The sequence below is a fragment of the Streptomyces sporangiiformans genome, from assembly GCF_005768555.2.
GTDB classification, from domain to species: Bacteria; Actinomycetota; Actinomycetes; order Streptomycetales; family Streptomycetaceae; genus Streptomyces; species Streptomyces sporangiiformans.
Window position 1 is genome coordinate 139045 of the sequence record NZ_VCHX02000320.1, and the last position, 21296, is coordinate 160340.

Consider the following 21296-nt stretch of genomic DNA (forward strand, 5'->3'; position numbering starts at 1 on the left):
ATGGCCATCGCCCAGTACCGCCTCGTCGCCTTGGACTGTCCGGACCCCGCGGCCCTCGCCACCTTCTACGCGGGAGTGCTCGGCGGCGACATCAAGCAGTACAACGACGACTGGTACGACCTCTACGTGCCCGACGGCCATCGCGTCGCCTTCCAGCGCGCCCCCGGCTTCCGCCCGCCGCACTGGCCACGCGCCGACGACAACTCCCAGCAGCTGCACCTGGACTTCACCGTCTCGGACATCGACACCGCCGAAGCCCAGGTCCTGGCCCTCGGCGCCACCCCGCTCGACCTGGACGACGAGGACGGGCGTCGCGGGTTCCGGGTGTACGCGGACCCCGTCGGCCATCCATTCTGCCTGTGCTGGGAATGACGGCGGCCGCCTCAGTGTCCCGGCAGAGGCCGGCCGGCTTCGCGGTGGGGCCCTTACGGCCGGTACCGCAGCGGATGGTCCGCAGGCACCTCCACCACCACGATCTCGGTTCCGTCGGGGTCGGTGAGCCACATCTCGATCAGGCCCCACGGTTCCTTGACCGGGGGCCGCAGCACCTCCACGCCCGCCGCCGTCAGTTCCTCGTACGCGGCGGTCACGTCCGCCACCTGGAGCCACAGTTTGAGAGCGGGGGAGGGGGGTTCTTCGGAGCGGCCCGAGACTTCCAGGAAGCCACCGCCGAGGAAATAGACGGTGCCGCGTTCGGGGCCGGTGCCGAACTCCCGGTAGACGGGCAGGCCCAGTTGCTCGCCGTAGAAGGCGCGGGAGCGATGAGGGTCAGTGGGGCGGAGCAAGGTCCGGCTGCTCAGTACATGCACCATGCCCCCGCACCTTAGCCGGACAGGCCCTAAGCTCGTCGGTGCCCGAGCCCCGCCCGAGACCGGAGCCGTTCCATGGAGACCGCCGAGGAGACCGCCGACACCGGCCTGACCTTCCGAGACGCCACCGACGCCGACGTCGAAGCCTTGGTGGCGCTGATCGAGTCGGCCTACCGAGGAGACTCCAGCCGAACCGGCTGGACCACCGAGGCGGACATCCTGGAGGGGCAGCGGACGGATCCGGAGGGCGTACGCGCGGTCATCAAGTCGCCCGACAGCCGCCTGCTGACCGTAGAGCGCGAGGGCACCATGATCGCCTGCTGTCAGCTCGAACACCGCGGTGACCACGCCTACTTCGGCATGTTCGCGGTCAGCCCGGCGCTCCAGGGCGCGGGTCTCGGCAAGGTGATCATCGCGGAGGCGGAGCGGCACGCACGCGAGACGTGGGGCGTGCGCGCGATGCACATGACCGTGATCTCCGTACGCGAGGACCTCATCGCCTGGTACGAGCGGCGCGGCTACCGCCGTACGGGAGAGATGACCCCCTTCCCGTACGGCGACGAACGGTTCGGCGTTCCGCAGCGCGACGACCTGCAGTTCGAGCTCCTGGTGAAGCCGCTTACGCCGTGAAGCGGCCGGTGCGCTTGATCTCCGGGTAGTCGGTGGTCGCCCCGTCGAGCTCCAGGGCGCGCACCAGCCGCAGATGGTCCTGCGTGTTGACCACCCAGCCGATGATCCGCAGGTCCGCCTTGCGCGCGCGCTCGACGACCTCCAGCGTGAGCCGCCGGATGTTCAGTACGAGAGTGGTGGCGCCGACCGCCGTGGCGCGCTCGACGACGTCGGTGCCGTACCGGCTGGCGACCAGCGCGGTGCGTACGCCTGGGACGAGCCGCGCGATCTCGGCGATGGCCTCGTCGTGGAACGACAGCACCTCGACCCGGCCGACCAGATCCCGCCGGTGCATGACCTCGGCCAGTGCCCGGGCCGCCGCGACATCCTTGATCTCGGCCTGCAGGGGTGCCGAGACAGCGTCCAGTACCTCCTCGAAGACCGGGATGCGTTCACCGTGCCCCGCGTCCAGCGCGCGCAGCTCGGCGAGGGTCTTCTCCGCGATCGGTCCCGAACCGTCGGTGGTCCGGTCCACGTCGGCGTCGTGCATGACGACGAGCTCGCCGTCCTTGCTCAGATGCAGATCGAGTTCGATCACGTCGAGGCCCGCTTGCTGGGCGGCGACGAAGGAACGAAGGGTGTTCTCGGGTTCGACACCCATGATTCCGCGATGACCGATGGTGAGGAAGTTCAAGGCTGACTCCGCTTCCGTCGACGGCGGCTCGACTGCCGCGCTGCGGTCCCGTACCCACGCGGCAAGGCCGCAGCCTAATCGCCAGTCTCGGCGATGAACCCTGTCCGACACCGGGGAATGACGCGTTCCAGCCGCCCGGCACGGCTCGCGCGGTGTATCGGATCACCCCTGAGTGGGCGCGTCCCGAGAGAGTTGACCGAGCGCTCCGGTTGCGCGGGCTCGGTTCCGCTGTCGTACCGGAGCTCCTGGAGGACACGTGTGGCTGGTGTGGTTACCCACCGATGAGCGAAAGTAATCGTCTGAGCGATGCCTGACAGGAAAAAGAGCGGCATAGATAGCGCTGGACAGGATGATTTCCCGACCTTCCCACTTGTGGGAAGGAACCCCGCATGCATACGGTGTCTATACGCGAGGTTCTCCCGTGGAGGATGGGGCATGACGGAAATTCTTGTGCAGGTGGGCACGGAGGAGCAGGTTCCTTCCGGTGGCAGGGTGGTGGACCACCCGGCTTGGCCCGTGCTCAAGGATGCTGTGGAGCGGATCCGGCCATGGCAGTCCAAGGACGGCTCGATCGACTTCGACGCCGAGGGCGCGCCGGATCGGGGCGAGGCCGAGCTCGCGGTACGCCGTGCCGTGGACTCCGTGGAGGCGCTCTCCCCGCTGCTGCCGCACGACGCGGCCTACCACCAGGCGCTCACCAAGGACCTGCGCCGCTGGGTGGACGAGGGCTTCAAGGTGCCCGACTTCCTGGACTCGCTGCTGGCCTTCGAGCCCGCCGCGCACCGCGAGGACGGCCTCCAGCACCTGGTCGTCTTCCCGATGTACACGCAGAACGGCAACCCGGACCGCAACTTCGAGGCGGTCGTGCTGCGCATGGTGTGGCCGGACTGGCTCGCCGAGCTGGAGCGCACCCGCTACGACAACCCACTGTTCTGCGGCATCACCTTCGAGGACTTCACCTCGGGCTACGACACCAACTCGGCCGTCCTCTTCCCGGAGACCATCGCCGTCCGTGAAGCCCCCGAGCGGTTCAGCTGGGGCGGCATCTTCTGCGACCGGGAGGCGGCCCGCTTCCGCCGGGTCACCGAGGCCGCCGTCGACATCCTCGGCGTCGACCTGCCCGACGACGTCCGCGAGATGGTCGGCGACCAGGATCGCTGCCAGCAGGCGTTCGTCCTGTGGGACATGGTCCACGACCGCACCCACAGCCATGGCGACCTGCCCTTCGACCCGTTCATGATCAAGCAGCGCCAGCCGTTCTGGATGTACGGCCTGGAGGAGCTCCGCTGCGACCTCACCGCCTTCAGGGAGGCCGTGAAACTGGCGGACGACGGCTTCCCGCAGGGCCGTGACGTGCAGTACGCGGTGCTGTTCGACCGGATGTTCCGCTTCCCCGTCACCGGCGAACGCGTCCGCAACTACGACGGCCTCGGCGGCCAGCTGCTCTTCGCGTACCTGCACAAGCACGACGTCGTCCGCTGGAGCGACAACAAGCTGTTCATCGACTGGCAGCGCGCCCCGCAGGTCACCAACGAGCTGTGCGCCGAGATCGAGAAGCTGTACCGCGACGGCATCGACCGCCCGAAGCTGGTCCACTGGCTCGCCGGCTACGAACTGGTCTCCACCTACCTCGCCCCGCACCCGGGCTCCAAGTGGGCCAAGGGCCCGGACGCCCTGGATCTGAGCCAGCCGCCGCGCAAACTCGTCGACGACGTGCTTCCGGACGAGTTTCCGCTGAGCATGTTCTATGAGGCGCTCTCCAAGAAGCTGAAGAACGTGATCGCCTCTACCAAGGGCATCACGGCGGACAGCGCCGAGCGGGTGGCCGCGTGAGCGACCGCACCGAGACGACTGCTCAGGAGGCGAGGATCATGGGGAACGGGGCGCTCAACGGCGCGGTGATCGCGGTGGCCGGCGCGGGCGGTCCCGCCGGCCGGGCCACTCTGCTGCGGCTCGCCGAGGAGGGTGCGGTCGTCGTCGGCTCGGACAACGACCCGGAGCGGCTGGCCGAGGCCGTGGACTCGGCGCGCTATGCGTACGGCGGTGCCACCGTCGTCGGGGACACGGTCGACCTGCTCGACCGGGAGTCGACCCGAGACTGGGCCACGCGCGTCGAGAAGGACTTCGGGCGTGTCGACGGCCTCGTCCACCTCGTGGGCGGCTGGCGCGGCAGCGAGACCTTCGCCAAGACGAATCTCGACGACTGGGACCTGCTGGAGCTGCTGCTCATCCGTACAGTGCAGCACACCTCCCTCGCCTTCCACGAGGCGTTGCAGCGCAGCGACCGCGGCCGGTACGTACTGATCAGCGCCGCGGGCGCCAGCAAGCCCACCGCGGGCAACGCCGCCTACGCCGCCGCCAAGGCCGCCGCCGAGGCGTGGACGCTGGCCATGGCCGACTACTTCCGCAAGGCTGGGGGAGCGGAGGGCCCGACGTCCGCTGCTGCCATCCTGATTGTGAAGGCGTTGGTGCACGACGCGATGCGCGCCGAGCGTCCCAACGCGAAGTTCGCGGGCTTCACGGACGTCAAGGAGCTGGCCGAGGCCATCGCCGGCGTCTGGGAGAGGCCCGCCGCCGAAGTGAATGGAAAGCGTCTGTGGCTGACCGAGAAGCCGTGAACCCTCCGAAGACCGACGCCCGGCGTCATCACGACCCGGAGGTCCGCGGTTTCGCCAGTGACAACTACGCGGGGGCCCACCCCGAGGTGCTCGCCGCCCTCGCCTTGGCGAACGGCGGCCACCAGGTCTCGTACGGCGAGGACGACTACACCGGCCACCTCCAGCAGGTGATGCGCAGCCACTTCGGCGCGAGTGCCGAGGCGTTCCCCGTCTTCAACGGGACGGGCGCCAACGTCGTGGCACTCCAGGCGCTCACGGACCGCTGGGGCGCGGTGATCTGCGCGGAGGGCGCGCACATCAACGTCGACGAGGGCGGCGCCCCCGAACGCATGGGCGGCCTCAAGCTGCTCACGGTGCCCACGCCCGACGGCAAGCTCACGCCCGAGCTGATCGACCGGCAGGCCTGGGGCTGGGAGGACGAGCACCGGGCCATGCCGCAGGTCGTCTCGATCGCACAGAACACCGAACTCGGCACCGTCTACACCCCCGACGAGATCCGTGCCATCTGCGAGCACGCCCACGCGCGCGGTATGAAGGTGCACCTCGACGGGGCCCGGATAGCCAATGCGGCCGCCTCGCTGAATGTCCCGATGCGGGCGTTCACCAACGCGGTCGGCGTGGACGTCCTGTCCTTCGGTGGCACCAAGAACGGCGCGCTGTTCGGCGAGGCCGTCGTCGTCCTCAGCCAGGACGCCGTCAGCCACATGAAGCACCTGCGGAAGCTGTCGATGCAGCTCGCCTCCAAGATGCGCTTCATCTCGGTGCAGTTGGAGGCGCTGCTCGCCAGGGATCTCTGGCTGCGCAACGCCCGGCACGCCAACGAGATGGCCCAGCGCCTCGCCGAGGGCGTGCGCGCCGTGCACGGCGTCGAGATCCTGTACCCCGTCCAGGCCAACGCGGTCTTCGCGCGGCTGCCGCACGACGTGAGCGAGCGTCTGCAGAAGCGTTACCGCTTCTACTTCTGGGACGAGGCCGCCGGTGACGTCCGCTGGATGTGCTCCTTCGACACGACTGAGGACGACGTGGACGGCTTCGTGGCGGCGCTCAAGGAGGAGATGGCGCGCTAGCGAGCCACACCGAGCTCCGGCTCTGCATAGGTATGCGGCTGATGGAAAAGTCATTGACTCCCGTTCGGCCGCGTTCCTATGCTCTGCGGGCATGGAGCTGATCCAGGAAACTGCCGACCTGTCCACTTATTTGGCCGCTGGCGAGGTCATCGATCATCATCATCCGCGCGTACGGGAGACGGCGGCGCACCTTGCCTCGACGGTCGCCGACTCGTATGCCTATGCGCAAGCGGCGTACGAATTCATTCGCGACACCATCCCGCACTCGGCCGACAGCGGCGACCCGCGTGTCACCTGGCGCGCCTCCGACGTCCTGGAGCAGGGCACCGGTATCTGTCACGCCAAGGCCCACGCGCTGGCAGCGCTGCTGCGGGCCGAGGACATCCCCACGGCGCTCTGCTACCAGAAGTTCGACATGGTGCACGGTCTGATCGCCGTGCGGTTCAACGGGGCGTGGCACCGGCAGGACCCTCGCGGAAACAAGCCGGGGGTCGACGCCCGGTTCTCGCTCGATGGCGAGCGTCTGGCCTTCGCCCTCGATCCGGAGTCCAATGAGATGGACTATCCGGTTCTGTATGCTGAACCTCACCCGGTCGTGCTGCGCGCCCTGAAGGCCGCCCGTGACCGGGAGCATCTGTGGCAGACCCTCCCCACCGCACTCTGAGGCAAGGCAGGCACAGCAGACGATGACTCTCACGCTCACCGTGTCCGACGAGGTGCGCGCCCTCGCGCCCCGTTTCACCTACGTCACCGTCGAGGCGTACGGACTCGTCAACGGGCCCAGCACGGACGGCACTTCGGCAATCCTGGACGACGCGGCCCGCCGTCTCGCCGTACGACTCGAAGGGCGTCCCCCGCACGAGGACCCGCACATGGCCGCCTGGCGGGAGACGTACACGGCCTTCGGCGCCAAACCGTCGCGTACGCGCAACTCGGCGGAGGCACTGGCCAAGCGGGCCTTGTCGGCCGCGGGCCTGCCCCGGATCAACCTGCTCGTCGACCTCTACAACGCGATCAGCGTCGCCCATCTGATCCCGGTGGGTGGCGAGGACATCGCCCGCATCCAGGGCGGAATGCGACTCGTGCGAGCCACGGGCGACGAGGCTTTCGTGACCGTCGCGGCGGGCGAGGAGGTCGTCGAGCACCCCGACGCGGGCGAGGTGGTGTGGCGCGACGAGGCAGGTGTGACCTGCCGGCGCTGGAACTGGCGCCAGGGTCCGCGTACGCGGCTCACGGAGGAGTCCACTTCCGGGCTCTTCCTGCTGGAGAACCTGGCGCCGATGCCCGTGGCCACGGTCGAGGCGGCCGGAGCCGAACTCGCCGAACTGCTGGAGAAGTTCAGCCCCGGTGCGCGGATCACCGTCCACGCCCCTCGATAGTGGCCCCGGGCCCCGAAGCGGTGGCTCAGCGCGCCTCGGCCGCCCGCACCTCTTCGGGGGTGGGGGCCGTGCCGCCGAGGTGCGCGGGCATCCACCACGTGTCGTTCGGACCCTTGGGGCGCACGGGGTAGGCGCGTTGAGCGGCTTCCAGAAGCTCCTGCACGCGCTCGCGCAACTGCCGGGTGATCGCGCCCGCGTACTTGTCGCGGGAAGCCTCGATCGCCTCGCCGACCCGGATGGTGATCGGGACGTGGCTGCGCTTGAAGTTGCGCGGGTGGCCCTTCGTCCACAGCCGCTGCGTACCCCACAGCGCCATCGGGATCAGCGGAACGCCGGCCTCCTGGGCCATGCGCGCTGCACCCGACTTGAAGCTCTTGAGCGTGAACGACTGCGAGATGGTGGCCTCCGGGAAGACCCCGACGATTTCACCGGAACGCAGCGAGTCCAGCGCGTGCGCGTACGCCGCCTCACCGTTCTTGCGGTCCACGGGGATGTGCTTCATGTTGCGCATCAGCGGACCGGAGATCTTGTGCCGGAACACCGACTCCTTCGCCATGAAGCGGACCAGGCGCTTCTGCGGCAGCGCGGCGAAACCGTCGAAGATGAAGTCGAGATAGCTGATGTGGTTGCTCACCAGCACCGCACCGCCCGAGCGCGGAATGTTCTCCGATCCCTTGCAGTCGATCTTCAGGTCCCAGGCTTTGAACAACGTGCGGGCGAGACCGATGGCAGGACGGTAAGCAAGCTCAGCCATGAACGGAGTGAACCCTTCTCTCTGCTCTGCCTGGGAAGGGCGGTTCCCGGCGGGGAAGTTACGCAGCCGTAGGTTTACGGCATTGCGCAGATCGTGCCGTAAGAACGGACGAGTAGCCAGTCCTGGTGCCGCTGAACGGCGAGATTCTCGTCACGTCGCAGGTGATCCACCTGCGCGCTTTCCCCGCCTTTTACTCCATGGCGTTACTCTGCGCGCGCCGTCAGGCGGCGTACCAGCAGAAACATCTCGCAGCCCAGGCAGTACCCGAACGCGGCGTTCAGGAACGCCGCCGCGAGCGCGCAGCCGATCGCGGCCTGCCCCAGCCACAACGGCCCCCACGCGTAGCCGACCAGCCCGATGAGCGCGAAGACCAGCCCGACGGCCTGGGCGAAGCGCGGCGGCTCGGGCGACTCGAACTCCGTGGGCGGCCCGATCCGCGGACGTACGGCCTTGCGGAACAGCCAGCCGTACGGCGAGCGCCCCACACCTCCGGTCGCGCCGAGCGCGAAGCTGAGCGTCTGCCAGGCCAGCAGCCAGACGCTCCCGGTGATGAGCACGGCGGCCAGTACGGCGGTGGTCACGGCGGCCCCGAAACGCGGCCCCCTCACATCGATGTCCATGAACCAAGCATTCCGCATGGTCCGGGTCCCGTGAGCCCGGGAATCTTTGCGGTCGCGTGAACGCTGAAGGCGAGGATGACGGGACTTGTGGTGTGCGTGGCGGTGCTCGCGGTGGCGAGCGTTTTTGGAGTGCTGCACCGGCGGCGGAACGGGAGGGTCGTAGTGCGCGGGCGGGACGACGGGAAGCGGCTCGGGGTCGCCGAGTTGGGCGAGGACCTCGGTGAACGGGCCACGCTCGTCCAGTTCTCCAGTGCCTTCTGCGCGCCCTGCCGTGCGACCCGCAGGGTGCTCGGCGAGATCGCCGGGATGGTCCCGGGTGTGACCCACGTCGAGATCGACGCCGAGGACCACCTGGATCTCGTGCGCGAACTCGACATCCTCAAGACGCCGACCGTGCTCGTGCTGGACGCCGATGGGCGTGTCGTGCGACGCGCGACCGGGCAGCCGCGCAAGGCGGATGTGATCGCCGCGCTCGGTGAGGCCGTCGGCGCGCCATGACGCCCAGGCCCATTGGGGCAGACTTGGGGCAGACGGTGACGCATCTCCCAGTTGCCGGAACGCGCTTGACTGTGCGCACCACCTGTCGTCAGCCTGGCCGGGTGCCGCCGGAACTCCTTCTCCACGAGCGCGTCCATGTGGACCTCGTCCGCACCGCGAGCGCGCGCTGTCCGGGCTGTTGAGCAGCTCAGGACCCGCTCGCGACGTCTCGCAGAAGGACAACTCCATGGCGGCCACGCCCGACCTCGACACACCTCGACTCGCTTCTCCGGACCTGCTCCGCTCCGTCTTCCGGCGGCACGCGGCGGGAGTCGCCGTGATCACCGCCCAGGGCGGCGGCAACCCGGTCGGCTTCACCGCCACTTCGCTCTCCTCGGTCTCGGCCGAGCCCCCACTGCTCTCCTTCGGCATCGGCACCGGCGCCTCCAGCTGGCCGGTGATCTCCGAGACGGACCACGTCGGCGTGCACATACTCGGCGACCATCAGCAGGAGCTGGCGGCCACGTTCGCCCGCAGCGGCGCCGACCGCTTCGGTGCGCCGACCGGCTGGCGGGAGGGCCCCGAAGGAGTGCCTCTGCTCGACGACGTCCTGGCGTGGCTCGTCTGCCGCATCGTCGCGCGTGTTCCCGCGGGGGACCATCGCATCGTCCTGGCCGAGGTCCTCCTCGGCGATTCCACCGGCGCGGGCCGCCCGCTCCTCTATCACCAGGGGCGCTTCAATGGACTGCGGGACTGATCTCGGCGGGCCGTGGCGCCCGCGCTTCTGCGAGAGCGTCGAGTTCCGATTACGCTGCGTTGCAAAGGTCACAGTTCAAAGCGCTTGCTTAGCGGGGATGAACTGGATGTACTGACGAGTAATATTTGGGTCGGAGCGCAGGCCGCCCCAACCGGGACGGGCCGCTCGAGGCGCCTATGCTGCTGGAAACAAGGCAGCTCGGAAATGTCGATTGCAGTAGGAGAGCCGGCGTGAGCTTGAGGATCGTTGTCACTGTGAAGTACGTGCCCGACGCCACCGGCGACCGGCACTTCGCCGATGACCTGACCGTCGACCGGGACGACGTGGACGGTCTGCTCTCGGAGCTCGACGAGTACGCGGTCGAGCAGGCGCTGCAGATCGCCGAGGACGCCGATGACGCGGAGATCACCGTGCTCACCGTCGGCCCCGAGGACGCCAAGGACGCGCTGCGCAAGGCCCTGTCCATGGGTGCGGACAAGGCCATCCATGTCGAGGACGACGACTTGCACGGCACCGACGCCATCGGCACCTCCCTGGTGCTGGCGAAGGCGATCGAGAAGGCCGGCTTCGACCTGGTGATCTCCGGTATGGCGTCCACCGACGGCACCATGGGTGTGGTTCCTGCGCTGCTGTCCGAGCGGCTGGGTGTTCCGCAGGTGACCCTGCTGTCCGAGGTGTCGGTCGAGGACGGCACGGTGAAGGGCCGCCGTGACGGCGACGCCGCGTCGGAGCAGCTGGAGGCCTCCCTGCCGGCCGTGGTCTCCGTCACCGACCAGTCGGGCGAGGCGCGTTACCCGTCCTTCAAGGGCATCATGGCGGCCAAGAAGAAGCCGGTGGAGTCCTGGGACCTGTCGGACCTCGACCTCGAGGCGGAGCAGGTCGGTCTGGACGGTGCTCACACGGTCGTGGACTCCGCGGCCGAGCGCCCGGCGCGCACGGCCGGCACGATCGTCAAGGACGAGGGCGAGGGCGGCAAGCAGCTCGCCGAGTTCCTCGCGGGCCAGAAGTTCATCTGAGCCCCGTATTCGCCGACCGCCCCGCACACTTCGCAAGCAGGAGAGAAGAAGTCCCATGGCTGAAGTTCTCGTCTACGTCGACCACGTGGACGGTGCCGTCCGCAAGCCCACCCTGGAGCTGCTGACGCTGGCCCGTCGCATCGGCGAGCCGGTCGCTGTCGCCCTCGGCTCCGGCGCCGAGAACACCGCCGCCGCGCTCGCCGAGCACGGCGCGGTGAAGGTCCTCACCCACGACGCCTCCGAGTACGCCGACTACCTGGTCGTGCCGAAGGTGGACGCGCTGCAGGCCGCCTATGAGCAGGTGTCCCCGGCCGCCGTGCTGGTGCCGTCCTCCGCGGAGGGCAAGGAGATCGCCGCGCGTCTGGCGCTGCGCATCGGGTCGGGCATCATCACCGACGCCGTCGACCTGGAGGCCGGCGACTCCGGTCCGGTGGCCACGCAGTCGGTGTTCGCCGCTTCGTTCACCACCAAGTCCCGTATCGCCAAGGGCACCCCGGTCATCACGGTCAAGCCGAACTCGGCCGCCGTGGAGCCCGCTGCGGCCGCCGGCGCCGTGGAGGCGCTCGCCGTGTCCTTCTCCGACAAGGCGACCGGCACCAAGGTCACCGGCCGTACGCCGCGTGAGTCGACGGGCCGTCCGGAGCTGACCGAGGCCGCGATCGTGGTCTCCGGCGGCCGTGGTGTCAGCAGCGCCGAGAACTTCTCGATCATCGAGGCGCTGGCCGACTCCCTCGGCGCGGCCGTGGGTGCCTCGCGTGCCGCGGTGGACGCGGGCTGGTACCCGCACTCCAACCAGGTCGGCCAGACCGGCAAGAGCGTGTCCCCGCAGCTGTACATCGCCTCGGGCATCTCGGGTGCGATCCAGCACCGGGCCGGCATGCAGACCTCGAAGACCATCGTGGCCATCAACAAGGACGCCGAGGCCCCGATCTTCGACCTGGTCGACTACGGCGTCGTCGGCGACCTCTTCGACGTCGTCCCGCAGCTCACCGAGGAGGTCGAGGCCCGCAAGGGCTGAGCCGATCCGGGTGCCGCGAAGGCCCCTGCGACCGTCGCGGGCGCAGGGGCCTTCGGCGCGCTCAACCGAGACTCAGTGACGCCTGGACGGGCAGATGGTCACTGGGGAACTGCCCGTCGCGCGAGAACGTGTCCATCCACGCACGGTGCGCCGTCACGCCGGGTGTGGCCAGGATCCAGTCGATCCGGTTGCCGTCCGGCACCAGCGGCCGGTAGCCGTGGAACGTTTTGTACGCCTTACTCCGCTCGGCCGCCGTCTCCCAGACGTCCACCAGCCCGAGGTCCAGCATCGCGTCGTACACCGTGTTCTTGTGGGCCGGGACGTTGAAGTCGCCGGTCACCAGGAGCGGTAAGGAGCGGTCGAGCTCGGCAAGCCGCTCGCCTATGAGACCCACGGACCGCTTTCGCGCGTACTGACTCACGTTGTCCAGGTGGGTGTTGAGGACGTAGAACTCCTGGCCGTCGGCGCGACGGTCGCGGAAGCGGACCCAGGTCACCATGCGCAGCCAGTCCGCGCCCCAGGTGTTGGAGGCGATCACGTACGGCGTGCCGGAGAGCCAGAAGTGGTCGAACTCGACCGGAGCCAGCCGCCGGGTGTCGTAGAAGACGGCCATGAACTCATCACGGCTGCCTCCACCGCGGCCGGTGCCGATCCAGTCGTAGTGCGGGCCGAGATCGGCCTCGATGTCCCGCAGTTGTTGATAGAGGCCCTCCTGGGTACCGATGACGTGCGGCTGCGCCGTGCGCAGCAGCTCGCGCATCACGGGGCGGCGGGCCGGCCAGCTGTGCTCGCCCTCGTTGCTCGCGAAGCGCAGATTGAACGTCATGATGTCGAGTTGGCCGCCGCGTCCCCGGCTTCCCTGCTCGGCGACGGTGGCGGGCACCCCGGATTCCTGCGAACCTGCCGCGTCCCTCGAACCGAAGAAGGGCACCGTGAGTGCGGCGACCGCCGTGGTCTTGATGCTCTGGCGACGCGACACTCGGCTGGCGTTCAGCACACGTTCTCCTGTCTCTCACGAGCCAGGATGAAGGGTGTGCGGGGCGGTGCGGAAGAACGAGTCAAGACAGGAGTGAACAGGTGGGTGGCTGTCAAGGCTGTGCTGGAGGAGGTGTTGACCACCGAGAAGCACGCCGGATAGCTTCACCATACGGATCTGTCATTCCGTGTAACGGAAAGAAGGGGTGTCTGGGATGAGTCGGCAGGAGAGGGTGACGACCAGCCTCGCGGGCAGCGTGAGCAGGGAGATCAGTGCCCGGCTCGCCCCCGTCGATGCGGAGCTGGAGCGCCGCTACCCCGGCGACCCCGGCACCCGCCAGCCCGTCCACACCGTCTACGTACCCGGCGACGCGTTCGCCGCCGACACCATCCGCTCCTGGGGTGACCAAGCTCTCACCGCGCTCGACGAACACGCCCCGGACGCCGCGTCGTTCGCCGCCGTGCTCGGCCTCGCCGACGAGCTCGCCGGGCCGGTGTACGACCGCGTGCGCGCCAAGTTGGAGCGGGAGCCGATCGAAGACCTCCGCGTCGACTTCGAGGACGGCTACGGCGTGCGTCCCGACGCCGAGGAGGACGAGACCGCGGCGCGGGCCGCCCGGCTGATCGCGGCGGCGTACGACGGGGGCACCTCCCGGCCGGAGGCTGGGGGAGGGACGGCGGCCCCGTACATGGGCATCCGGATGAAGTGCATGGAGGCCCCCGTGCGTGACCGGGGCATCCGCACGCTCGACATCTTCCTGACCGGTCTGATGGAGGCCGGCCCACTGCCCGACGGCCTGGTGCTCACGCTGCCCAAGGTGACGTACCCGGAACAGGTCACCGCCATGGTGCGGCTGCTGGAGGCCTTCGAGAAGGTGCACGGTCTGCGGCCCGGGAGGATCGGCTTCGAGATCCAGATCGAGACCAGCCAGTCCATCCTCGCCACCGACGGCACCGCGACCGTCGCCCGGATGATCCAGGCCGCCGAGGGCCGCGCGACCGGACTGCACTACGGCACCTTCGACTACAGCGCCTGCCTCGGAGTCAGCGCCGCCCACCAGGCCAGCGACCACCCGGCCGCCGACCACGCCAAGGCGATCATGCAGGTCGCGGCCGCGGGCACGGGCGTACGCGTCTCGGACGGCTCCACCAACGTCCTGCCCGTCGGCCCGACCTCCAAGGTCCACGACGCCTGGCGGCTGCACTACGGCCTCACCCGCCGAGCCCTGGCCCGCGCCTACTACCAGGGCTGGGACATGCACCCCGGCCACATCCCGACCCGATACGCGGCCGTGTTCGCCTTCTACCGCGAGGGCTTCGAGCAGGCCGCGGCACGCCTCGCCCGGTACGCCAACCGTGCGGGCGGCGACGTGATGGACGAGCCCGCGACCGCCAAGGCGCTCAGCGGCTACCTGCTGCGGGGCCTGGACTGCGGGGCCCTCGACATCGCCGAAGTGGCACGTGTGGCGGGCCTGACCCGCGCAGACCTGGAGGGCTTCGCTACGCCCAGGCGGGCCGACCTGACGATCTCCGCCAAGTAACGGCCCGTCACAGCCGTCACGTTCGGCCCGCACTGTCACCTCTGCCCCCTAGGCTGTACGGCACTTGATGGCGGGGCACGGGAACGGGGGCAGGGGTTGTCTTCGGGGGAGAACGAACAGAGGGACGGGACAGACAGGACCGACGAGACCGGCGGGACCGACGGAATCGGCCGGCTCCTGGCCGGACGCTATCGCGTGGTGGCCCGGCTCGGGCGTGGCGGCATGGGGGTCGTCTGGCGGGCTCTCGACGAGGTCCTGCGTCGTGAGGTCGCGGTCAAGGAGCTGCGGACGTACTCCGACGCCGGCGCGCCCGAACTGGCCGACCTGAGGGTCAGGATGCAGCGTGAAGCGCGCGCGGCGGCCCGGATACGCCACCCCGGCGTCGTCGCCGTGCACGACGTGGCCGAGGTCGACGGGCGTCCGCTGATCGTCATGGAGCTGGTGGACGGGCCCTCCCTCGATGCCGTCCTGGGTGAGCGGGGCACGCTCGACCCGCAGGAAGCCGCAGGGATCGGCGCGAAGGTCATGGACGCGTTGGCCGCGGCCCATCGCGCCGGGGTACTGCACCGCGATGTGAAGCCCGGCAACATCCTGCTCGACCGCTCCGGCCGGGTCGTCCTCACCGACTTCGGTATCGCGACGATGGAGGACCCCGGCGACGGCTCCACCACGCATCTGACCCGCAGCGGTGAACTGGTCGGTTCCCTGGACTACTTGGCGCCCGAACGCGCCCAAGGCCATGACCCCGGACCCGCGTCCGACGTATGGGCCCTCGGCGCCACGCTGTACGCGGCCGTCGAGGGCACCTCACCGTTCCGGCGTACGTCGACGTGGTCCACGCTCACCGCGATCGTGACGGAACCACTGCCGGAGCCGCGCCGCGCCGGGCCACTCGGCCCTGTGCTGCGGCAGCTGATGGACAAGCAGCCCCAGAACCGGCCGGAGGCCGACCGGGCACGCCCACTGTTGGAAGCAGTGGCGGGCACGGAGCCGGGGCAGGCAGCGGGAGCGCCCGACCAGACCTCCGCGACCACCAACCTGCGCGGCCCCGTACCGCAACCAGGCAAGCACACCGAGCCAAGCGCACCGGCGGCACCGCCGGGGTTCGGACCACCGGGGTCGATCGCGGCAGGCGCTGGGGCGACAGGTGGGGACGGATCGGGCGCGGGTGTCCCTGACGCGAGTGGATCGGACGGGCAGGCTTCAGGGGGCGGCGGATCGGGTGTAGGAGCTCCGGGCGCGGGGGCATCCGGGGCGGATGGACCGGGTGTCGGCGGAGCGGGTGCGGGGATTTCGGGCGCCGGGGCTCCCGGTGGGGGCCGGTTGGCGTTCGGGGCACCGGCATTCGGCCTCCCGGCGTCCCCGCCCACGGGCGGGCCGGGCTTCGGGCCGCCGCAGCCGGAGGCGGCCCGGGGCGCGCCTCCCGGTGCGGCCCGGCGTCGTAAGAGCCGCGTCCTGCTCGCCGCCGCGGCGGTCACGATCGTCCTGGCCGGGACCGGCGTCACCGCGGCCCTGCTGAACAACTCCGACGACTCCAAGACGGCGGCCCCGCCCGCAAAGACCGCCGAAGCGGGCGAGTCGCCGTCCTCGGGTGCCAGCCGTGGCTCGGTGGACCTGTCGGACGAGCAAGAGACCCAGGGGGAGGGCGACAAGCAGTCGTCGCCGCCGGCCGAGAAGCCGGCGGGCACCGAGGGCACGGAGGGCGCACAGCCGACGACGAAGGGCCCCGACGCCTCGCCGACGCCGACCGGCGGTGGTTCCACGGACGGCGGCGGCACGAGCGCCGGCGGCGAAGGCGGCGCCAGCCCCGCCCCGGTCTGCCACCCCGTCGGCGGCGGAAAGTACAACTGCGAGGTCTGGCGCAAGGCCACGTCCTACACCGCCGACGGCGCCGAGGCAGGCACCCTCAACGCCGGCACCAACTACTTCTACTGCCAGCAGAATCTGGGCCGCCGCGAGACGTACGGGCAGTGGACGAACGTCTGGTGGGCGAAGACGGACGACGACAGCGGCAACACGAACGTCTTCGTCAGCGACGTCTACATCAAGGGCGGTGACAACGACGCGCCGCTGCCAGGGCTGCCCGTCTGCTGATCGCTTACGTACTTCTCCAGGCCGGAGGCAGTCGTCCGCCCCTCCTCGGCGAACAGCCGGGTGCCCCGCACGCACAGGTCCCAGTCGCCGCGGGCGCGGGCGCAGAACTCCTCAGGGGTGGAACCGAACAGCTCCCGCAACCGCGGTGACTCCGCGAGGAGTTCGGCGAGCAGCGGACGCTCGCCCGGATGCCTTCGCGGCGTACCGGAGCCGTCGTGGAGCACTCCCCGGCGGCTGACGTACAGATGGGCGCCGTCGAGCACCTCGCCGGACTCCAGCTCGACCGGAACATCGGAAGCGGGCAGCAGGACACGGTCGTACGCACCCGACGGCGCCTGGACTCCCTCGCTGGCGTCGACCGCCGCGAGCTGCGCCGGGTCCAGCCAGGTGACGAACAGTTCCCGGGTGAACCCACGAACGCGAAAGGGCGACGCGGACACGTACCCCATCCCGCTGACATGCGCGGAGACACCGACGTCGATGCCTGTGACCTTCGCCTTCACCAGAGGGATGGGCGACGAGATCTCGTACTGCCGCATCTTGTGCCGGAGTTGCGCGGGACAGGCGTTGGAGCCGACCGCGAGGACCGGGACGCGATCCGGGAACGTCAGGCGCGTGAGAGGGGAGAGCCGGTCGCCGTCCAGGAGCACGGACTCCTCGGGCCAGGCGCCCGGATAGCTCAGCGGATGGTCGCGCGGCGCTTCAGCGAGGCCGAGTGCTGTCAGCGTGCCATGGGTGCCATGGGTGCCATGGGTGCCATGGGCGCGGTGGGTGCCGCGGTCTGTGGGGCGGGTGCGGTGTGTGCGGTTGTCGGGATCCGCCATGGGTCAGCCCGCGGGCGGCAGTTCACCCGAGCCACGGGTGATCAGCCTGGTCGGGAGTTCGATGCGCTCCGGGAGGAGGAGAGTGCCGTCGAGTTGGCGGAAGAGGCGCTCGGCGGCTGTGCGGCCGAGCCGGGCGGCGTCCTGGGCGACGACGGTGACGCCGGGCTGGAGGAGGTCGGCGAGTTCGATGTCGTCGAAACCGACGAGGGCGACGGGGCGGGTGCGCTCGGCGAGGACGCGGACGACCGTGACCGTCACACGGTTGTTGCCCGTGAAGATCGCGGTGACGGGGGAGGGGCCCGACAACATGGCTTCGGCGGCCCGGCGGACCCGCTGCGGATCGGTGGCCCCCAGGGACATCCAGGCCTCCTCGACGGGAACGCCCGCGTCCTCCATGGCGGTGCGATAGCCGCGCAGCCGCTCGGCGGCCGTGTGGATGCGGGGCATGTCGCCGATGAACCCGATACGGCGGTGGCCGTGGGCGATGAGGTGGGCGACGCCGTCGCGCGCACCGCCGAAGTTGTCGGACAGGACGACGTCCGCGTCGATCTGTCCGGCGGGGCGGTCCACGAAGACCGTGGCGACGCCCGCCTTTATCTCCGGCTCCAGATAGCGGTGGTCGTCACCGGCCGGGATGACGACGAGCCCGTCCACGCGGCGCGCGCACAGCGCGAGGGCCAGCTCCTGCTCGCGGTCCGGGTCCTCGGCGCTCGAGCCGTTGATCAGCAGGGCGCCGTGGGCGCGGGCCACCTCCTCGACCGCGCGGCTGAGCGGGCCGTAGAAGGGGTCGGCGAGGTCCTCCAGGATGAGGCCGATGCTCGCGGTACGTCCCTTGCGCAGCACCCGCGCGCTGTCGTTGCGGCGAAAGCCCAGCGCGTCGATCGCCTCCCGCACCCGGCGCTCGGTGTCCGGGGTGACCCCCGGCTCGCCGTTGACTACACGCGACACCGTCTTGAGGCCGACTCCGGCACGCGCCGCGACGTCCTTCATGGTCGGACGGTTGCCGTATCGGTTGTCGGGTCGGTGGGCGGTCTGGGTCACGATGGGCTGTCCTGTCCTGTAGTCCACTTGGTCCACTGGTCCACGGGGTGCGTCGGCCGGAGGTGCTCACTGGGATGTGGCGTCGAGCATAGAGCCTGGACAACGTTGTCAGCTGCGAGGAGACTATCCCTCGCGCACTCCGGCCCGCACTGCTTCGGGGCCAGTCGTGCTATCTGTTTCGTCCGGCCGGGTGCCCGGGGTCGCTCCCGGAGAGATTCAGGGCACCCCCGGACGTACGCCGGGGGACCCTCGGAGAGAAAACTGCACCGGGAGATCAGACACTGATGCACACCGACCTCGTGGCCGCGCTCGACATCGGCGGCACCAAGATCGCCGGAGCGCTCGTGGACGGCCATGGCGGGATCCTCCTGCGTGCGCAGCGCGCGACGCCCGCGCAAGGGGACGGACACACCGTGATGCGGGCCGTCGAAGCCGTGCTCGGCGATCTGACCGGCTCGCCGTTGTGGAGCCGCGCCACGGCACTAGGCATCGGCAGCGCGGGCCCGGTGGACGCCTCGGCGGGCACCGTGAGCCCGGTGAACGTCCCCGGCTGGCGCGACTATCCGCTGGTCGAACGCGTCCGTGCCGTCACCGGCGGGCTGCCCGTGGAGCTGATCGGCGACGGTGTGGCGATCACGGCGGCCGAGCACTGGCAGGGCGCGGCCCGCGGCCACGACAACGCGCTGTGCATGGTCGTCTCGACAGGTGTCGGCGGCGGTCTGGTCCTGGGCGGCCGGCTGCACCCAGGGCCCACGGGCAACGCCGGTCACATCGGTCACATCAGTGTGGATCTCGACGGTGACCTCTGCCCGTGCGGGTCGCGAGGCTGCGTCGAGCGCATCGCGAGCGGGCCCAACATCGCACGCCGCGCCCTTGAGGGCGGCTGGCAGCCCGGCGCCGACGGTGACACCTCGGCAGCCGCGGTGGCCGCCGCCGCCCGCGCCGGTGACTCCGTCGCGATCGCCTCCTTCGAGCGGGCCGCCCGGGCACTGGCGGCCGGCATCGCGGCGACCGCGACCCTGGTGGAGATCGACATCGCGGTGATCGGCGGGGGAGTGGGCAAGGCGGGAGACATCCTGTTCACGCCCTTGCGCGACGCGCTCCGTCAGTACGCGACGCTGTCCTTCGTGCAGCGCCTGACCGTGGCGCCCGCCGTGATGGGCACGGACGCGGGCCTGGTCGGAGCGGCCGCGGCGGCTCTGCGGCGCCGGGAGGACGCGCCTACGGCGGGACTCGCGAGCTGACGCCTCCGGCGCGATCCGCGGAGGGAGGGGCGCGAGTTGGGGCCACGCCGGGGCGGCCGCCGAGCGGTGCCGCCGAGCGGTGCGGTGCCGCTGGCGCCCCCCTGGCCAGCAGACCGACGCGATGCCCGCCAGGAAAGCCGCCTGCCGGGCCGGAGTTGGCCATGTACCCAGACGGGCCCTCGCACAGCGCAGGGCGTCGCGGTGTGGCGCGCGGGTCCCCTCGGGACAGCTCCCGGCAAGGAGGGTGTCGCCTGCCCTTCCTGGTTCCGACACCGTGACTTGTGCCGCGTTTCTCAGTTGAGCCGGGCATGAAGAAGCGAAGCATGCTCGCCGTCGCGTCCCTCGCCGCCGGATTCGTGGTGGCTGCCGTCACCCCGTCCCACTCCCTCGACAGCGATGCCCTCGGCAACGTCGAGGTGCCGGACACGCTCAGCGCGCTGGACAAGACGGTCGACGACGGCAGCGGCCTGGCCCCCGACAACGCCGTCCTGGACCAGCAGTTGAAGAACTGACCGACCATCGGCCCTCGTCGGCCACGTCCCGACCCGAAGCCCGGCCCTCCCGGCCGGGCTTCCGCTTGTCTCCGGCCCTGCGGAAGGCGTCCTCATCAGGGCCTGGTTTTCATGGCAGGGTGGAGGGCAAGCCTCAGGGGGCCAACAGAAGAGGGGGAACCGTGATCGTCTGGATCAACGGTGCGTTCGGTGCGGGGAAGACCACCACCGCACGGGAACTGATCGACCTGATCCCGAACAGCACACTCTTCGACCCCGAGCTCATCGGAGCCGGGCTGACGCAACTGCTGCCGCCCAAGCACCTCGCCGAGGTCGGCGACTTCCAGGACCTGCCGATCTGGCGGCGGCTCGTGGTCGACACCGCGGCCGCGCTGCTGGCCGAACTCGGCGGCGTCCTGGTGGTGCCCATGACCCTGCTGCGCCAGGACTACCGCGACGAGATCTTCGGCGGACTCGCCTCACGAAGGATTCCGGTACGCCATGTGCTCCTCGCCCCGGCGGAAACGATCCTGCGGGAGCGAATAGCCGACCGCGAGGTGCCACCCGACCTTCCCGACGGGGAGATACGGGTACGCCAGTGGTCGTACGACCACATCGAGCCCTACCGCGCCGCCCTGGCCGGCTGGCTCACCGCTGACGCCCACCCCGTCGACACCAGCGCGCTCACCCCGTACGAGGCCGCCGAGCGGGTCGCCGACGCCGTGCGCACCGGCGCCGTCCCCGTCTGCGACATCGTGCAGACCCCTGAGCCCACCGCGGAGACCGTCGCCGCAGGCGTGCTTCTCTTCGACGAGCACGACCGTGTGCTCCTCGTCGATCCGACCTACAAGGCCGGCTGGGAGTTCCCCGGCGGCGTCGTCGAACGCGGCGAGGCGCCCGCGCGTGCCGGTATGCGCGAGGTCGCCGAGGAGACCGGCATCCAACTCGACGACGTCCCCAGCCTGTTGGTCGTCGACTGGGAATCGCCCAGGCCCCCCGGCTACGGCGGACTGCGCCTCCTGTTCGACGGTGGACGGCTCGACGGCGAAGCGGCCCGGCGGATGCTGCTGCCGGGCCCCGAACTGCGCGGCTGGCGCTTCGTCACCGAGGAGGAGGCCGCCACTTTGCTGCCCCCCGTCCGCTACGAGCGGCTGCGCTGGGCGCTGCGCGCACGGGAACGGGGAGCCGCACTGTACCTGGAGGCCGGGGTGCCCGTGGGATAGGAGCGCCCGTGGGCTGAGCGGCGGTACGGGCCCGGTCGCACCAGA

Annotated in this window: 23 protein-coding genes; 16 read left to right on the plus strand and 7 right to left on the minus strand. The window is 70.2% G+C overall.

The features are described 5' to 3' along the window. Positions 1 to 372 carry a VOC family protein gene (locus FGD71_RS40110; RefSeq protein WP_119105481.1) on the plus strand — a complete coding sequence of 124 codons (372 nt, stop codon included), beginning with the start codon at positions 1 to 3 and terminating at the stop codon, positions 370 to 372. Positions 373 to 425: 53 nt separating this feature from the next. On the opposite strand, the gene FGD71_RS40115 is transcribed toward FGD71_RS40110, so the two are convergent. Then, on the minus strand, positions 426 to 812 hold the full coding sequence (locus tag FGD71_RS40115) for a VOC family protein (protein WP_119105482.1): 387 nt from the start codon (positions 810 to 812) through the stop codon (positions 426 to 428). A gap of 72 nt (positions 813 to 884) precedes the next feature. On the opposite strand from FGD71_RS40115, the gene FGD71_RS40120 reads away from it, so the two are divergent. After that, positions 885 to 1439 (plus strand): GNAT family N-acetyltransferase, encoded by a 555-nt coding sequence (locus FGD71_RS40120; RefSeq protein ID WP_119105483.1) that lies wholly within the window; start codon positions 885 to 887, stop codon positions 1437 to 1439. Here FGD71_RS40120 and FGD71_RS40125 read toward each other — a convergent pair. Next, positions 1429 to 2112 (minus strand): glycerophosphodiester phosphodiesterase, encoded by a 684-nt coding sequence (locus FGD71_RS40125; protein ID WP_119105484.1) that lies wholly within the window; start codon positions 2110 to 2112, stop codon positions 1429 to 1431. The genes FGD71_RS40120 and FGD71_RS40125 overlap by 11 nt on opposite strands. 435 nt (positions 2113 to 2547) lie before the next feature. Here FGD71_RS40125 and FGD71_RS40130 point away from each other — a divergent pair, with 435 nt between their 5' ends. The 5 genes from FGD71_RS40130 to FGD71_RS40150 all read left to right on the plus strand — a co-directional run bounded on the left by FGD71_RS40130 (position 2548) and on the right by FGD71_RS40150 (position 7176). Further along, entirely contained in the window at positions 2548 to 3945 is a 1398-nt protein-coding gene (locus tag FGD71_RS40130; protein ID WP_119105485.1) for a DUF6421 family protein, read from the plus strand. Between the two features lie 38 nt (positions 3946 to 3983). Continuing rightward, on the plus strand, positions 3984 to 4730 hold the full coding sequence (locus FGD71_RS40135; RefSeq protein WP_119105486.1) for an SDR family NAD(P)-dependent oxidoreductase: 747 nt from the start codon (positions 3984 to 3986) through the stop codon (positions 4728 to 4730). Then, positions 4727 to 5797 carry a threonine aldolase family protein gene (locus tag FGD71_RS40140; RefSeq protein ID WP_119105487.1) on the plus strand — a complete coding sequence of 357 codons (1071 nt, stop codon included), beginning with the start codon at positions 4727 to 4729 and terminating at the stop codon, positions 5795 to 5797. Before FGD71_RS40135 ends, FGD71_RS40140 begins: the two co-directional genes overlap by 4 nt. A 91-nt stretch (positions 5798 to 5888) precedes the next feature. After that, entirely contained in the window at positions 5889 to 6461 is a 573-nt protein-coding gene (locus FGD71_RS40145; protein WP_119105488.1) for a transglutaminase domain-containing protein, read from the plus strand. A 22-nt stretch (positions 6462 to 6483) separates the two neighbouring features. After that, a complete protein-coding gene (locus FGD71_RS40150) occupies positions 6484 to 7176 on the plus strand; it encodes a B3/B4 domain-containing protein (protein ID WP_119105489.1) in 693 nt (230 codons plus the stop codon). Between the two features lie 25 nt (positions 7177 to 7201). On the opposite strand, the gene FGD71_RS40155 is transcribed toward FGD71_RS40150, so the two are convergent. Both FGD71_RS40155 and FGD71_RS40160 read right to left on the minus strand, forming a co-directional pair. Next, positions 7202 to 7930, minus strand: coding sequence for a lysophospholipid acyltransferase family protein (locus tag FGD71_RS40155; RefSeq protein ID WP_119105490.1), 729 nt, complete (start codon positions 7928 to 7930; stop codon positions 7202 to 7204). A 203-nt stretch (positions 7931 to 8133) separates the two neighbouring features. Next, on the minus strand, positions 8134 to 8550 hold the full coding sequence (locus FGD71_RS40160) for a DUF4395 domain-containing protein (protein WP_119105491.1): 417 nt from the start codon (positions 8548 to 8550) through the stop codon (positions 8134 to 8136). A 75-nt stretch (positions 8551 to 8625) separates the two neighbouring features. On the opposite strand from FGD71_RS40160, the gene FGD71_RS40165 reads away from it, so the two are divergent. The 4 genes from FGD71_RS40165 (at position 8626) to FGD71_RS40180 (ending at position 11818) form a co-directional block, all read left to right on the plus strand. Continuing rightward, positions 8626 to 9048, plus strand: coding sequence for a TlpA family protein disulfide reductase (locus tag FGD71_RS40165; protein ID WP_119105492.1), 423 nt, complete (start codon positions 8626 to 8628; stop codon positions 9046 to 9048). A gap of 226 nt (positions 9049 to 9274) precedes the next feature. Then, positions 9275 to 9784, plus strand: coding sequence for a flavin reductase family protein (locus FGD71_RS40170; protein ID WP_119105493.1), 510 nt, complete (start codon positions 9275 to 9277; stop codon positions 9782 to 9784). Positions 9785 to 10014: 230 nt separating this feature from the next. Next, positions 10015 to 10800, plus strand: a complete 786-nt coding sequence (locus tag FGD71_RS40175; protein WP_119105494.1) for an electron transfer flavoprotein subunit beta/FixA family protein — start codon at positions 10015 to 10017, stop codon at positions 10798 to 10800. 55 nt (positions 10801 to 10855) lie between these two features. Continuing rightward, on the plus strand, positions 10856 to 11818 hold the full coding sequence (locus tag FGD71_RS40180; protein ID WP_119105495.1) for an electron transfer flavoprotein subunit alpha/FixB family protein: 963 nt from the start codon (positions 10856 to 10858) through the stop codon (positions 11816 to 11818). Positions 11819 to 11879: 61 nt separating this feature from the next. Here FGD71_RS40180 and FGD71_RS40185 read toward each other — a convergent pair whose 3' ends face one another. Beyond that, positions 11880 to 12815, minus strand: coding sequence for an endonuclease/exonuclease/phosphatase family protein (locus FGD71_RS40185; RefSeq protein ID WP_240437009.1), 936 nt, complete (start codon positions 12813 to 12815; stop codon positions 11880 to 11882). Between the two features lie 193 nt (positions 12816 to 13008). Here FGD71_RS40185 and FGD71_RS40190 point away from each other — a divergent pair, with 193 nt between their 5' ends. Both FGD71_RS40190 and FGD71_RS40195 read left to right on the plus strand, forming a co-directional pair. Further along, positions 13009 to 14334 carry a DUF6986 family protein gene (locus FGD71_RS40190; RefSeq protein WP_119105496.1) on the plus strand — a complete coding sequence of 442 codons (1326 nt, stop codon included), beginning with the start codon at positions 13009 to 13011 and terminating at the stop codon, positions 14332 to 14334. A gap of 96 nt (positions 14335 to 14430) precedes the next feature. Then, the gene (locus tag FGD71_RS40195) at positions 14431 to 16428 is read left to right on the plus strand and encodes a serine/threonine-protein kinase (RefSeq protein WP_119105497.1); all 1998 of its coding nucleotides are present in this window, start codon (positions 14431 to 14433) and stop codon (positions 16426 to 16428) included. On the opposite strand, the gene FGD71_RS40200 is transcribed toward FGD71_RS40195, so the two are convergent. Both FGD71_RS40200 and FGD71_RS40205 read right to left on the minus strand, forming a co-directional pair. Beyond that, positions 16374 to 17252 carry a hypothetical protein gene (locus FGD71_RS40200; RefSeq protein ID WP_240437010.1) on the minus strand — a complete coding sequence of 293 codons (879 nt, stop codon included), beginning with the start codon at positions 17250 to 17252 and terminating at the stop codon, positions 16374 to 16376. The genes FGD71_RS40195 and FGD71_RS40200 overlap by 55 nt on opposite strands. A 3-nt stretch (positions 17253 to 17255) precedes the next feature. Next, positions 17256 to 18320, minus strand: a complete 1065-nt coding sequence (locus tag FGD71_RS40205; RefSeq protein WP_420878393.1) for a LacI family DNA-binding transcriptional regulator — start codon at positions 18318 to 18320, stop codon at positions 17256 to 17258. Between the two features lie 257 nt (positions 18321 to 18577). Between FGD71_RS40205 and FGD71_RS40210 the strand changes: the two genes are divergently transcribed. From FGD71_RS40210 to FGD71_RS40220, 3 genes are all read left to right on the plus strand, one after another. Further along, positions 18578 to 19537: an ROK family protein gene (locus tag FGD71_RS40210; protein WP_119105498.1), complete on the plus strand. Its 960-nt coding sequence runs from the start codon at positions 18578 to 18580 to the stop codon at positions 19535 to 19537. A gap of 308 nt (positions 19538 to 19845) precedes the next feature. After that, entirely contained in the window at positions 19846 to 20049 is a 204-nt protein-coding gene (locus FGD71_RS40215; protein WP_119105499.1) for a hypothetical protein, read from the plus strand. Positions 20050 to 20210: 161 nt separating this feature from the next. Then, positions 20211 to 21251 (plus strand): NUDIX hydrolase, encoded by a 1041-nt coding sequence (locus FGD71_RS40220; protein ID WP_119105500.1) that lies wholly within the window; start codon positions 20211 to 20213, stop codon positions 21249 to 21251. Positions 21252 to 21296 lie beyond the last annotated feature (45 nt).